Annotated in this window: 19 protein-coding genes; all 19 read right to left on the reverse strand. The window is 45.9% G+C overall.

Annotated features, from left to right (window positions below; all coding sequences use genetic code 11):
- Positions 1 to 17 precede the first annotated feature (17 nt).
- Positions 18 to 1,205 (reverse strand): phage major capsid protein, encoded by a 1,188-nt coding sequence (locus MHI37_RS18330; RefSeq protein ID WP_076336487.1) that lies wholly within the window; start codon positions 1,203 to 1,205, stop codon positions 18 to 20.
- Between the two features lie 19 nt (positions 1,206 to 1,224).
- On the reverse strand, positions 1,225 to 1,803 hold the full coding sequence (locus MHI37_RS18335; protein WP_076336488.1) for an HK97 family phage prohead protease: 579 nt from the start codon (positions 1,801 to 1,803) through the stop codon (positions 1,225 to 1,227).
- A complete protein-coding gene (locus MHI37_RS18340) occupies positions 1,781 to 3,037 on the reverse strand; it encodes a phage portal protein (RefSeq protein ID WP_083676202.1) in 1,257 nt (418 codons plus the stop codon). The genes MHI37_RS18335 and MHI37_RS18340 overlap by 23 nt, the downstream gene beginning before the upstream one ends.
- A 55-nt stretch (positions 3,038 to 3,092) precedes the next feature.
- Positions 3,093 to 4,796 (reverse strand): terminase TerL endonuclease subunit, encoded by a 1,704-nt coding sequence (locus tag MHI37_RS18345; RefSeq protein WP_076336489.1) that lies wholly within the window; start codon positions 4,794 to 4,796, stop codon positions 3,093 to 3,095.
- Positions 4,797 to 4,814: 18 nt separating this feature from the next.
- Positions 4,815 to 5,225, reverse strand: coding sequence for a hypothetical protein (locus MHI37_RS18350; protein WP_256710488.1), 411 nt, complete (start codon positions 5,223 to 5,225; stop codon positions 4,815 to 4,817).
- Positions 5,226 to 5,600: 375 nt separating this feature from the next.
- Positions 5,601 to 6,125, reverse strand: coding sequence for a hypothetical protein (locus tag MHI37_RS18355; protein WP_076336490.1), 525 nt, complete (start codon positions 6,123 to 6,125; stop codon positions 5,601 to 5,603).
- A gap of 15 nt (positions 6,126 to 6,140) precedes the next feature.
- Positions 6,141 to 6,407, reverse strand: a complete 267-nt coding sequence (locus tag MHI37_RS18360; protein ID WP_144023656.1) for a hypothetical protein — start codon at positions 6,405 to 6,407, stop codon at positions 6,141 to 6,143.
- A gap of 297 nt (positions 6,408 to 6,704) precedes the next feature.
- Positions 6,705 to 6,881 (reverse strand): hypothetical protein, encoded by a 177-nt coding sequence (locus MHI37_RS18365; protein WP_179090190.1) that lies wholly within the window; start codon positions 6,879 to 6,881, stop codon positions 6,705 to 6,707.
- 99 nt (positions 6,882 to 6,980) lie between these two features.
- Positions 6,981 to 7,211 carry a hypothetical protein gene (locus MHI37_RS18370; protein ID WP_076336492.1) on the reverse strand — a complete coding sequence of 77 codons (231 nt, stop codon included), beginning with the start codon at positions 7,209 to 7,211 and terminating at the stop codon, positions 6,981 to 6,983.
- Between the two features lie 297 nt (positions 7,212 to 7,508).
- On the reverse strand, positions 7,509 to 7,685 hold the full coding sequence (locus tag MHI37_RS18375; protein ID WP_179090191.1) for a hypothetical protein: 177 nt from the start codon (positions 7,683 to 7,685) through the stop codon (positions 7,509 to 7,511).
- 50 nt (positions 7,686 to 7,735) lie between these two features.
- A complete protein-coding gene (locus tag MHI37_RS18380; protein ID WP_179090192.1) occupies positions 7,736 to 7,894 on the reverse strand; it encodes a hypothetical protein in 159 nt (52 codons plus the stop codon).
- 260 nt (positions 7,895 to 8,154) lie between these two features.
- On the reverse strand, positions 8,155 to 8,481 hold the full coding sequence (locus tag MHI37_RS18385) for a hypothetical protein (protein ID WP_076336494.1): 327 nt from the start codon (positions 8,479 to 8,481) through the stop codon (positions 8,155 to 8,157).
- Positions 8,478 to 9,515, reverse strand: a complete 1,038-nt coding sequence (locus MHI37_RS18390) for a hypothetical protein (RefSeq protein ID WP_076336495.1) — start codon at positions 9,513 to 9,515, stop codon at positions 8,478 to 8,480. The genes MHI37_RS18385 and MHI37_RS18390 overlap by 4 nt, the downstream gene beginning before the upstream one ends.
- 3 nt (positions 9,516 to 9,518) lie before the next feature.
- Positions 9,519 to 9,815: a hypothetical protein gene (locus MHI37_RS18395; protein WP_076336496.1), complete on the reverse strand. Its 297-nt coding sequence runs from the start codon at positions 9,813 to 9,815 to the stop codon at positions 9,519 to 9,521.
- A 1-nt stretch (position 9,816) separates the two neighbouring features.
- A complete protein-coding gene (locus MHI37_RS18400) occupies positions 9,817 to 10,206 on the reverse strand; it encodes a hypothetical protein (RefSeq protein WP_076336497.1) in 390 nt (129 codons plus the stop codon).
- 44 nt (positions 10,207 to 10,250) lie between these two features.
- Positions 10,251 to 10,670 (reverse strand): hypothetical protein, encoded by a 420-nt coding sequence (locus tag MHI37_RS18405; RefSeq protein WP_076336498.1) that lies wholly within the window; start codon positions 10,668 to 10,670, stop codon positions 10,251 to 10,253.
- Between the two features lie 53 nt (positions 10,671 to 10,723).
- Positions 10,724 to 10,915 carry a hypothetical protein gene (locus tag MHI37_RS18410; RefSeq protein ID WP_076336499.1) on the reverse strand — a complete coding sequence of 64 codons (192 nt, stop codon included), beginning with the start codon at positions 10,913 to 10,915 and terminating at the stop codon, positions 10,724 to 10,726.
- The gene (locus MHI37_RS18415) at positions 10,905 to 11,111 is read right to left on the reverse strand and encodes a hypothetical protein (protein ID WP_076336500.1); all 207 of its coding nucleotides are present in this window, start codon (positions 11,109 to 11,111) and stop codon (positions 10,905 to 10,907) included. Before MHI37_RS18415 ends, MHI37_RS18410 begins: the two co-directional genes overlap by 11 nt.
- Before the next feature lie 568 nt (positions 11,112 to 11,679).
- Positions 11,680 to 11,886, reverse strand: a complete 207-nt coding sequence (locus MHI37_RS18420; protein WP_076336545.1) for a hypothetical protein — start codon at positions 11,884 to 11,886, stop codon at positions 11,680 to 11,682.
- Between the last annotated feature and the right edge of the window lie 369 nt (positions 11,887 to 12,255).

A 12,255-nucleotide genomic window follows, 5' to 3' on the forward strand; every position in this document is an offset into this window, starting at 1 on the left:
GCTGAAGCGCGTTGTTGTTAAGCTCCTTTTTTAACGATGATAACGCCGTTTGGATCGATCAGTTTGCCGTCAGCGATTAAGATTGCTTTATCCACCCATTGGTTTTTGTCGTGATCCAACCAACGGTACATTTGCATTTGCATGTTGCTGTTAATTCCGTAGTCCGAGAGTTTAACATACACAGCAACAACATCACCGGTCGCAGCAGTATCGTACGGTTTAACAACATCATCTTCGACCAAGATGACTTCACGACCACCGAAACGTTCTTGCGGTCCGTCGACGATGCCGTAGTTAACACGACCGATTGGTTGACCGTTAGCGTCTACCATACCGTCGATATAACCTTCAAACGTACCGGCAGCCATAATAAATGAACCGCCTGCACGGTAAGTCAATGGGATTTTCCCAAATACTTTTTTCTTCCAAGAATCCCATGCCACGAAGTCCGCAGATGTAAGTGTGATGATCTGAGCAGCTGGGACGCGTGTGTCCAAAGTAATCCCGAGCGGTTGTCCTGCGCCACTGCCATTCAAGATGGCGACATCAAGCGCTTTGGTCATCGCTTCAACAATCAAAGTGATGATAGTAGATTCGAAGCTCGCCAGTGTAACCGTTTCGGAAAGTAGCGACTCAGCAACCTTGCACTCTAAGCCATAGTAGCTAAACGATACCGAAGTGTTAGCCGGTACTTTAAGGCGGTCAGAAGGTGTTGTCTCATTGATCCATGTCGCAGTAGGGCTAAGCGACGAGATCGGAATGTTCACGCCGCCTTTGATGTTAAGCTTACGTACGCGATCAAAGATCTGACCGTATGTTTTAAGCTTGCGGATGATTTCGTCTACGATGGTCGTCGGGATTACAGCCGCGGAATCAGTAGTGCTCGTGAATGCATCGGCACGGTATTCAGCAGCCAACGGAGCGCCCGTTTTGCAGAAATTCATGAACGCAGTACGGTAATCAATCGTGGAATACTTGTCTGCTACTTCCAGTTTATCTCTTTCTTCAATAGTTGGATTTTCAACTGCAGGAGGCGTAGCTGCAGGGATACCACCCTTTAATGCGGCACGTTTTTCGAGCAAAGTCTTTTCAGCGTTCAAATCGCGAATTTCTGTTTCGAATGCTGTAATTTCTGCTTCGGTAGCAGAATCAACTGCGGAGCGGATTTCTGTCAAACGATTTAAGATTTCTTGGATACGGTTCATATATAATATCCTCCTCGGATTAACACAAAGTTTTTAGTTGCAATTTCTTACGGCGTAACTTGTCGTCGCTGTACGTTTTGTACGGGTCCTTCTCACTGCGGACATCCACTTCACTATCCTGGTATGCCGGGAAGCCCGTAGGACTGATTTCAAACAAGTCAGCTTCCTTGACAGTGCGGACGATGTTGTCAGGGTCCTTCTCGTCCCATTCCTCTACCTTTTGCCGGAAGCCGAAGCTTACGCCATCTACATCTCCGCGCTTGATAGATTCATAGGCATTGTCACCCATTGGACTATTAGGCAAATCTATTTCAAAGCGCAGCCCCACTTCATCCTCAGTGAGTCGCAGAGTTCCATTTTTCGTCCTGCCTAGCACTTGGTTCGTGTCATGACTCCACAACGCGCGCTGGTCAAAGTTAGCAAGGGAGTTAGTGAACGCCCCTTTGTTAAACTGTTCTTGGAATCTGCGCCAGTATCCGAGTTTTTGAGAAAGTGTGTCCCATTTAACGGCATAACCTTCAACGGTTCTAACGCCTTCCTCCGACTCTCGGATCTCAACTTTGTAGTCAGGCAATTCACGTTTCTCCGTTATCGTCATTCTTCTTCTCACCCCCTTTCACTTTTGGTGGCTCTGCTGAGCCCTTTACCTTGCCCAACTGGTACTCGCTGGCTTTGTCTGCATCTATAAAATTCAAGCTCATAATCCGCTTCTCGCCGTTTTCGACAGGCGGAAGGTTAAATACCTCAAGCCCTTGATTGATTGACATCATGCCACGGTCAACCAATGTTTCAATGATCTTGACCTTGGTATCGTTACTGGCATACTGCAGCCGGTTGGCTTCAAATAAGATTTCATTCCCGTGACCCTGAGCTCGATCACTGAAAATTTTGTACGTAAACTCTAATCCCATTTGTAGCGCGAATGACTCAATCATGGATTCATAGAAAGCATTCCATTCTGACTCCGAATAATTGGACTGAACAATTTTAGAATTTGTGCCAAAATAGCTATGGACCTTGTTTTCCATAGCTGACATTTGTTTTTCGTCGATCATTTTAGGATCTGACTTTAACTCGACGTATTCCGCTTTCGAGTCCGTAGCAGCTATACCGCCGTTGTTGGAAGCAGATAAATACTTGTCTTGAAAGTCTTGCCGCTGCTTTTCCATGTCCGTATCTTTAATCATCCCAGTGAATTTCAAGATTCCTCGCAGCATAGCGGACGTTTTAACGGCATTAGCTATACCTTGATTCGTCACCGAGATAAGATTGAGAATCGGAGTAAGCGCGGTACGGTTAGGCTCGCCAAACATGTCATTATTAAAGTAAAATCTCCGCAGATGAACGACATCCTCGTATGGCGCAACGTACTCTTTGCCATCGTAAAAACGGAATCTAACAGCCATTCCTACGCTTGTATTCACCAAATCGACGTTCGATGACGTGAGTGGATAAAACCCCTCAATCTTGTTGTTCTCGTCGCGTCTTATCCAAACAAACACGTTATTTGCCATTAAGAATTGAGTCGCCAGGCGGTAGTAGAAGATATAAGCGTTCATAAAACGATTGGGCCGCGTTTGCAGCATCCATTCGATTTCTGAGGAAGTCTCCTTGATCTTTCCGCCCATTCTCCTTATGTGCTTCGGTTTAAGCTTGCCGACATTTCTAGCGAAAGCGTCAACGGTAGCTCTCACAGTATCGCTGTCGTACGATTCGCCAGAAAAGTCATGAAAGATAGGCGAGCTGTTGAGCATTTGCATTTGCGTGCTATTTCGCGGCGGCTGCCTGTTCACGCCGAATATCATCTGGAAGAAAGAACGTTTCTCTTTCAAAATTTCACCCCCTCCCCATGACAAATAACCATAACGAGAACCCGCTCGTAATGGTCTAGATCATTGCTTTGAAATCGTTCATGTTGTTGTAAAGGACGGTGTAGGCAATCAACAAAGAAACGGCCCCGTCAATCCGAGCCCGCTGGTTTTTGCCCTTAATCGGGCGTATGTTGTCGTTGTCGTCATATTTAACCGCCGTGTTCGTCAGATTCCAGAATGTGCACGGATTGTTGTTATAATTAATTCGTTTGCCGGACAGGTCCGCGTGCATCTCTTTCATAGGCTGACTCAAGGTTAAAGCACCCTGCCGGACAACTTCCATCTTGAAACCTTCTTCGGTCATTTCATCCGTCCAATACTTCGAATCGTACGGGTCATATCCGATAATCATAGGCGTTATGTCGTATTCACGGTGCATTTTATTGAACCATGCAGTGATGTCCTTATAGTCGATCTTATTGCCATCACAGAGCGTCACAAGACCTCTATCAGCCCATAGGTCATAAGGGATCTTATCCTCAGTCACTCGCTTTTCAAGCAAGTCGGCAGGAATGAAGTATTGTTGTATCGCGTATATTGTTGGGTCATCCGGCTTCATGACCAGCAATGTTGCACAGCTCAAGTCCGTTGTACTGGATAAGTCAGAGCCACCGATTGCATAAGTACCGCGCAGCTGCTCAATGTCGTAAACTGTATCATTTTTCGCTTCATCAAATGTGAGCCACGATTCAGCACTAGTCTCTCTAATGTTGAAATCCTTCGTCAGCAAGTTTTTAACAAGGTTCGGATTTGCCTTGGCCTTGGCTACCTTTGTAGCGAGCTGGTCAGCCTTCTTGATCGTTCCAAGTCCTGGGTTAGCTTTAGGCCAGCATGCAGGATCAACCCATTCTTTACGGTCGTCCAGCTCATAGATGATTGGCAGGAAACGTTCGTACGGGTCCTCTTCATCGTCGGGATAAGCATGATCAAGTCGCTTTATCTTGTCCTCTGCCTCGTTATACTTCTGATCGTAGACGGCCTCACGCACCGTACCCGCCGTCGTGATCATGACGATTAATGGATTCTCCCGCGAGCTCGTACCATCGACAATAACGTCGTATAGGTTCTTATCCTTCCAAGCGTGAATCTCATCCATTAGCGCACCGCTGACATTCAAGCCATCCAGCGTCTCACTATCAGCTCCTAGCGGTTTGAAGGTACTATCGTTGGTCAATCCTACCAATTCGCTCACTAGCGGCTTTATGCGTTTCCTGAGCGCTGGCGACTTGTTAACCATTCGCTTAGCTTCCATCCATACAAGCTTTGCTTGATCCTTCTTGGTCGCGCAGGCATAAACCTCTGCGCCTGCCTCGCCGTCTGCTATTTGGAGATACAGTCCTATACCGGACGCAATGGTGGATTTTCCGTTTTTTCTGGCGACAACTAAAAGGACCTCGCGGTATTTGCGGGTCCCGTCAATTTTATGGATGAATCCAAACGTCGCAGCTATGAAAGCTTGCTGCCATGGTTCAAGGTCTATCGGCTTGCCGCCCCACTTACCTTTCGAGTGCTTACAAAAGTTTTCGATAAACTCGATGGCGTGGTTGGCGTGTGACGGACTGTACTCATAAACGGAATCTTGATCGTAGACGTCGGCAGCGAGCTTGCGGTACATTCGGCGAACTTTGTCACCTACAGTCACGGTCCCGTTTTCAATTTGTGCCCAGTAATCAAGAATTGGGTTATGAGCTAAAGGATATTCCTTTCTAAGCGCACCCATCGCTGCCGCCTCCTTCCATCAAGACTTTTTAGCGACGAACGCATCAAACCCATCGTCTGCCTCAAGATTAATCAAAGGATCGTCCTTAGGTAACAGGTCTGTGAGTTGCTTGCATATTGTTTGATAGTTCTTCGATAGCGTATTGTACAACTGAGCCACAGGACGAACGCGTTCATACGTAGGCGCGTTCTCCGTCTGCTTGAACATTTCTACAGAACCACCGGAGTCAATGTCCTTCTCGTAATCTTCCAGCGTCACACGCATATAGGCAGCTCGCCTGATAAGCCCCTCAGCTACCGATCGAGTATCTTTGCTCAACTTCGCGAATATCGCGCTAAGTCGGTTTACTTCCCTTGTAACTCTCGCTTTCTTCAAGCCGGCTGCCTTGTTCTTTACGCGCTGCTCCGCTGTCAATTTTGGCTTGGACAAATTTTTCACCTCCTGTGATTAGGTAGGGGGGGTCATGTGCGCGCCCTGCGCGTTTTTTGAATGGGAAGCGGCGGTCTTAGCCTAGCCCTGCCCCAAAAGTCGAAAGGGGGGGGTATTTTGATGAAAATTTCCTTAATCCCCCTTGATGGAAAATCGAAAAGTCAAGCGTTTTTCAAAAATAAATATAATTATTTTTCGCGTAAATGATTGCATTAGTCGATTTCTTTGCATTAAAAAAGGACGCCCATAAGCGCCCATGTGATTGCTATTACTATCGCAAGGAAGCATGCGCCTACCACGAAAGCACCGACTGCAAACAGGATAGGTATTAACAGGAACCAATCATCTTTACTGCCACCCATCATTCACTCACCCCTATTCATCAGGCTCGCCAATGACAACATCCGTTGATCTGTGACCACAGGGTAAGCCCTTCACATAACCACCTCTAGCTAATTTAGGTTGTAGAGCATGTGCTACTGCATCAGCAATCAGCTTAGCTACCTTCTCGCTATTAATATCTATTGCCGTAGATACGAAACCGCCTCTTGCAAGCCGCTCTTTGCTATCGAAATCATATAATGCTAAGTCCTTCTCGATGCTGTCGCAAACTTTCTCCATGCGGTTAGCGATGTCCAAATGAATGCCGTTGATCTTCACTGTTCCGTATAGTGTTGTGAGCCTATCCAAGTATTGCAGCTTATCGTCAATCGAAGCCTTTGTATTGAGTGGTATCGGTTGCTTTAATGGTTGTTTGCCGTTCCTGATCATTTCTCCGCGCGCAGCTTCGCGAACCGCGATTAAAGCCGCACTGCACTCAGGGCAAGCCAACCCATCCCTATTATCAATAGTCGTGTAGAAACAACCAGCCCTTGCACATTCATAAAAATGTTTATTCAAGCTTGCCACTCTCCCTTAGTCACAAATAAGTTTGATGTTTATATCAAAAGGCGGTTGGAAACCAATGCTTACATGCTCACCAAATATCTGAATGAACTCCCATGCCACAAAAGGCGTAAACCCTTCGTCATCCAGCTTAAGCTTGAAAGGATCAATGCCTTTCCCATTCCGAGCCATAACTCTATTGTGAAGGTCATCATGACGTTTGCGCATTATCTCGACGCCTGTAGGATCAAGCTTCACCTTAACCATTTGATTCAAGTTAAACAGTATCTCTTTCAAACCCCTCACCTACCTTTATCAGATTGCCGTACTCATCAAACGCCGTTCCCTGAGCCGTTATAGGCTCTGCTGTGCCCATGTGTTCCTCGTTGTGGCAATCTCTGCAGACGTACTCTAGAAGCGCTGTATTAAGCGATACCCAAGGATCGTTGATGTTCTTTGGTGTCAAATAGGTTGTATGGTGGACAATGTAGCCAGGGTTCGGGCAACGTTCGCAGAGCCCATGAACCTCGGCTATCTTGACTTTGCGGCAGTCCTTCCAGGCTTTCGAATTGTAAAACTTCTTAGCCCATGGTTTCATGATGTTGATAGCGAAACGTGCCACTCTTTAACATCGTCCGCACAACCCCATTTTTGAGGCTCAAAAAAAACAACCTTTTCGAGTTTGAAAGTCCCTTCCGTATCTTCAAGATAAACAGGTAACTCAGGGTCATGCTTTTGCAACCGTTCGATCAATTCAGCGACTTTCACCATAACACCTCCCACATTCCTGATTACCGTAGAAAACAAAAAAGGCCCAGCACTCAGCACCTGTAATAGCGTACCGAACACTGGGCCTCTAGGGTCTCTGGTTCATGTGATTATAATTTCCCATCCTTGAATCTTTCGGTCAATGACAATTGTTCTGCCGTCTAGCATATTAAATCCTTTTTCTAAATCCAACGTTATGTGATGGGCATTTTCTTTGTCTGAGTTGAGTTCGTGAAAAACGCTTGGAGCCATTCGAATCGCGAAGATATCACTAGGTTCGCGCTCGCTCTCAGCTTGAATTACTGCTTGAATGATTTCTTGGTACAAGGACATCTGGCGTCTCTCCTTCGTATTTGTTCATGGTTTTACAACGTGTACAAACGATCTCTGCTTTGCCTTCTATCTTACCAAGAAGCTTATTACAATTGCTACAACGAAACTCTTTAAGCATGCGCGTAACACTCCTTACATTTGACGTTTCCTCTAATCCAACTGAGCGTGTGCGAAATGCCAGCATGAGGATAAACGATCTCGCGTCGCTGGCCCTCATGCCCGCACTTATATGTGACGGTGAGCGTCTGCACTTCCGGCCTGCTGGTTGTTGGCTTCTTTTCCTTTGGCTCCGCCTTCTTACGAGCCATCCACTTGCTTCCTATACTCGACACAAATGCCAACGTCATTGAGCCTAGAACGCGTTACTTGCCAACCATCTGCTTCCATCGTCGCGGTTACTTCTAGCCGTTCTTCGCGACTCCCATCGAACTGAATCAATCGGATGCGTTCCGTCGTATCGCTGATTATTTCCACCGTCCCCAACCCCTTTCAAGGCAATAAAAAAAGCCGCTCATATGGGCGACTTAGCGTTTTTTAAGTTCTTCGTTTTCTAGGAGCAGCGTCTCCACCATCTCTAGCAGAAACACTTCGTTATCTGTTAGCTGAGGAATACCTTGCTCTTGCGAACCCCAGCTCATACCTTTGCGTATCTGTCTGATTTCTTCGAGTTTTGCTTCAATCACAAAAACCAGTCCTCCATTAACGTCAATTTGGCTGTGGGAGCTACATAAATCATGAGGTTGCTCCGCTCCTCACTAAAGGCAAGGTACGCCGTAGTACGGCGATTAGGTTTAAAGATATACGTACTTTGCAACTTTGGAGTAAGAACAAGATCATTATATGATTGGTACATTTTGGAGTCAAACCATCCGTTGACGATTTAGACCACTAAAAGCACCTAACATACGTTCGTACTCTGTATTGCTCTCGTTTATACCTTTTATCATACGCCGCTTGGCTTAATGGTGATTGTACCAGTCATGATCGTCGATACGTTACCAATAGCATCCATTAGCTCAGCCTCGTGATAAAACGATCCTATCAAATCTTTGGTGTCGATACTCTCAAGCTTGATCATGAATATGCCGGCAGCTGCATCAGTTATCTCTATGCCAGAAGGCGTTTCACGATACAATGTGTTATCGCCCTTTACTGATCGCTTCATCGCCCATTTGATCGTCACACCCGTTAAATCTGTATTTGCAACTGGTACCTCGATCTCCACCGTATCGCCTGCGTACATCACAAAGTTTTGATTACGTGCCGTCATTTTAATTCACCTCGCAATTGTACACTCGTTACCTTCGATGCCTGTAATTGCACTCTGAGCACCCTAGATGCAGATAGCCGAACCCTCTTGATAATCGTTTTGTCTGCATCGTAAATTTTGATGTGCACAGCATACGAATAAGACCGCTGACCGCTTACGACTTGCTTAAGAGCAACGTCCGTTGTTGTATCTTTGCTAATCGTTTGCCTTGTACTTAGCACACTGGAATGGTCTGCGTATTGCTGCTGAAGCATCGCGAATGAAGATTGTCCCTGTTTACTCACAACTACTTTAACTGCGTGCTGATACGATCGCTGAGCGCTCGTACGCACTCGTATAGGGTAACTGGCTGCAAACGCGATATAGTCACTATAAAGGCTCTGCATCGTAGCATAAGCGGTTGAACGATTCTCGTAAACGCTTTGTTTGGTAGCGGCTGCAGTTGTCCTGCTGGCATGCATCACTTGCTTGGTCGAAGTCACTAACGTCCGACTTGCATTAATGGTTTGTCTAGTCGCATAAACATACGACACATCAACGCCTATAGGCTCACTTGGACCATCATCAACCCACGTACCGCCGACTAACGTTGCGTGTCTCCCGTTACCTGATTGATCTTGGACATTGCCTTGCGCTATATCATAGTGCGCTTGAAGCACGGCCCCGTTATAAATTTTAACGTCATATATGTCACCATGGGCGATATTGCCCGTCCCATTAGCGAAAATTGATAGAATGGCGGTCTTGGCTGAACCTATAACTGATCTCACAACACTTCTTACACCTATCGTCATTACAGGTGTCAAGTTGGTTTGCGATACACCGTCACGATAAACAGCGCTGACGCCCGCTGACCACTGATCGTTTACCGCACCGCTCGCTACTTGGAAAAACTCAGCGCCCAGTGGGAGTGACCAATACCGTTCGAAATTATCTTTGCTATTTACCTTGAAATCTATAATTATTTCCGTGAACGTCATAGACGGGAGAACTAATCTATCATCCACGCCGTCCATTTGGAGATAATAGGCCATACCCTAGCCCCCTGTATACGTTTCGGATATGACGCACGGATGCGTGGTCGCCTCGTCATGGCTGCATTCGTGCCAATCTATCCAGCCACCCCACGTATCGACAAAAGGCTTTAAACCGTCAAATAAAGCAACCTTGTCAGCTTCGACGTTTACCCAAGCTTCGAATGTGAATGCATCGTTTCCATCGTTGTCCATAGAATCAGCAGTCACCAAACGCCACAACTGATATTTATTGATCTCTGCGATGATTATTAGCGCACCGTCAACTGTATTGATCGCCCCGCGAATGGAATGCTTCATACTACACCGCGAATTCTTTTGCTGTCACAGTAAGCTTGATGTCCGTTTTATTCTGAGTGTCGCCAACCGCGGGAGTTGTTACTTTCATCCAAAACGGATTAGCTACGTCACTGTCTGAGATATTAGCCATCGTTAGCGCCGCGCCGCCTGCTAGGTATGTTCCAGCAACTCCGTCATTGTCAGGCGCGAGTTGCACCCATGTCGACTCGTCGGTGCTCACTGCGTCTGTTGGGTCGATTAAAACATCCTCGTAGCGCTTATCTGCAGCATCGTTGAATAACCAAAGCTGGACAGCGACCGCAGAACCGGTAATCGGATGCTCCGTTGTGATTGGATTTACGTCCGAAACAATATCCGTCAAACCTACGTTTTTCGATATCTTCAATGCCATTACTCACACCTCCTCGTTTTTGGGCAAAAGAAAAAGCCGCTTGCTCAGCGACCTTTAACCTTCAATATTTTCAGTTCCAACCAACTCGCTATTTCTTTAAGTCTAAACAATTTCACAATTTCGTCTCGTAAATCATGAAAAGAATCACGAGCTTCAATAAACCCTTCTGAGTGCACGGTTTCTTTCTTAATCAACATCAATTCGTGGTCAACTGCATCTCCCACATAAAATGCCCCGTTGAATCGTTCATGCAGCCCAACTACTTCGAAAAGAGCGTTTTTACCTTGAAACATTTTAGCGAACTCTACGCTTGATGTCCCTTCCGGAAATGTCGCGCGAAGTACCAAGACTCGCTCAATATAACGTCCGTGAAACTCTAATTTAACCTTCACGTCATTTATGGCTATATCGTTTGTGCTGATATTGTATAAATCATTTCCCGTTTTTTTGATCGTAACAAGCATTTACTCCGACCTCCTAAGTGCGGAACTAAAGAAAAAGCCGCCACACGGACGACTCACTTTAACATAAATTTTTTCGCTCTAATCGGCGTAATCTTTAAAATCTCATTCCTCGGTATAACCCAAACATCTTCACCATTTGAAATCTTTACATGCGTACCCTCAGCATCTTCCAAAAATCCTTCGTGGGTCATCATTGTGTCGAGCTCCAACACAACCACAAGCCCGATATAATCATCAATGTGCATCTTTCACCTCTGAAAGAGCCTTGATCGTGTCGTCAATATACCATAGCGCAGTGTTGCGATCCGCAGTAGTTCGTTCGTAGTGAAATGTTTCTCCGTTAGGCGCAGTCAAAGATAACTTTGCTAAAAACCATGTATTGTCCTCAGTAATTATACCCACAACGCGGTGATCGTCAATAATCTCATCTCTGACTATCATAACAAATCTCCTCCTTTTCACTTAAACAAGGATTCGACGTAAAACTCTAATTTCCTTCAAGATTGGCTCCATTGGGAATAGCAATATTGTTGCCAGGTCACGGATTTGAACCGTGTCGCATACCAAAACGTTTTACACTGGATACCTATCTCGAATGTTAACAAACCACCAGTGCGCTTATCAAGTCGCTTAAAACGTGGAGGGAATCGAACCCTCTTTTCCGTGTCTATCCTCTTCCAAAGAGTAAACCTGACATATAAAAGAGCGGTAATTTATTACATGCGCCTACCGCCAATGCGCCAGCTTCGGAATGAAGTTTAAACGGCCTCGGACTATTATCCTCATAAGCCTATCCCTAATTAGCGTTCACTCGTGGTCATGGGCCATTCTCCCATGAATAGCAGCATTTTATAACGGGCAGTAGTTTACTACTTTCTGGCCTCAATCCGCCTCTACAATCAGTCAGTGGGAGCACAACTTTCTCTCTCCGCGCCTGTAGATTGCGCCGGGGCTCACCAATGCGTATCTGCTTTATAGTCTCAGCGTTCTCTTCCGCCACCACGATTTATTATTCGTTTCTTGCGATTGCTGCGTTAGCCCAAAATATCGCTTCTTCGAGTTTGGTTATCGCCAGAGACTTCTCCCTTGAATCGGGAGTCAGTTCATCAACAGCAATCGCCATTCCCTTACCCAGCGAACGAATTGCCTCACACTTTGCTGGTTGACCCTCTTTTGGAGGATGGTAAGAAAAGTTATTTTCAATTTGCTGATTCAACACTTTCACCTCGATCATTAAATTAAATGCCCCGCAGCCACTGAAATGGGTAGCCAACCGAACTTACGGGGCTAGCTGAGACGTCGCTTAATCCAACTGGATTGAACAATCCAATTTTATGTTGCACATCACTAGACGCTCTGCAATGCCGTTTTAAGAGCTTATACGTTTCGACGTCCAATTACAAGATCAGACACCAAACATACGTTCTTACGTCAAATGTGAGCGCCTAGCGTAGATAATAGATCACCCCCGACAATCGTATCGACTACATATTGTCTACGGTAGGAAACAAAAAGAGCAGCATGCCCGCTGTGATACCCTCGCAGATTTGTAGGAGTCCTTACGGCTCAAAGCCTGCCTAGTGCT

This window comes from Paenibacillus sp. FSL H8-0548 (assembly GCF_038630985.1).
In the GTDB taxonomy this organism is placed as follows: Bacteria; Bacillota; Bacilli; order Paenibacillales; family Paenibacillaceae; genus Pristimantibacillus.

What these genes read in the sequence shown, in the direction of transcription:
- MHI37_RS18330 (WP_076336487.1), bottom strand. Translation starts at nt 1,205, where the DNA reads ATGAACCGTATCCAAGAAATCTTAAATCGTTTGACAGAAATCCGCTCC.
- MHI37_RS18335 (WP_076336488.1), bottom strand. Translation starts at nt 1,803, where the DNA reads ATGACGATAACGGAGAAACGTGAATTGCCTGACTACAAAGTTGAGATC.
- MHI37_RS18345 (WP_076336489.1), bottom strand. Translation starts at nt 4,796, where the DNA reads ATGGGTGCGCTTAGAAAGGAATATCCTTTAGCTCATAACCCAATTCTT.
- MHI37_RS18365 (WP_179090190.1), bottom strand. Translation starts at nt 6,881, where the DNA reads ATGGTGAAAGTCGCTGAATTGATCGAACGGTTGCAAAAGCATGACCCT.
- MHI37_RS18370 (WP_076336492.1), bottom strand. Translation starts at nt 7,211, where the DNA reads ATGTCCTTGTACCAAGAAATCATTCAAGCAGTAATTCAAGCTGAGAGC.
- MHI37_RS18385 (WP_076336494.1), bottom strand. Translation starts at nt 8,481, where the DNA reads ATGACGGCACGTAATCAAAACTTTGTGATGTACGCAGGCGATACGGTG.
- MHI37_RS18390 (WP_076336495.1), bottom strand. Translation starts at nt 9,515, where the DNA reads ATGGCCTATTATCTCCAAATGGACGGCGTGGATGATAGATTAGTTCTC.
- MHI37_RS18395 (WP_076336496.1), bottom strand. Translation starts at nt 9,815, where the DNA reads ATGAAGCATTCCATTCGCGGGGCGATCAATACAGTTGACGGTGCGCTA.
- MHI37_RS18400 (WP_076336497.1), bottom strand. Translation starts at nt 10,206, where the DNA reads ATGGCATTGAAGATATCGAAAAACGTAGGTTTGACGGATATTGTTTCG.
- MHI37_RS18405 (WP_076336498.1), bottom strand. Translation starts at nt 10,670, where the DNA reads ATGCTTGTTACGATCAAAAAAACGGGAAATGATTTATACAATATCAGC.
- MHI37_RS18410 (WP_076336499.1), bottom strand. Translation starts at nt 10,915, where the DNA reads ATGCACATTGATGATTATATCGGGCTTGTGGTTGTGTTGGAGCTCGAC.
- MHI37_RS18415 (WP_076336500.1), bottom strand. Translation starts at nt 11,111, where the DNA reads ATGATAGTCAGAGATGAGATTATTGACGATCACCGCGTTGTGGGTATA.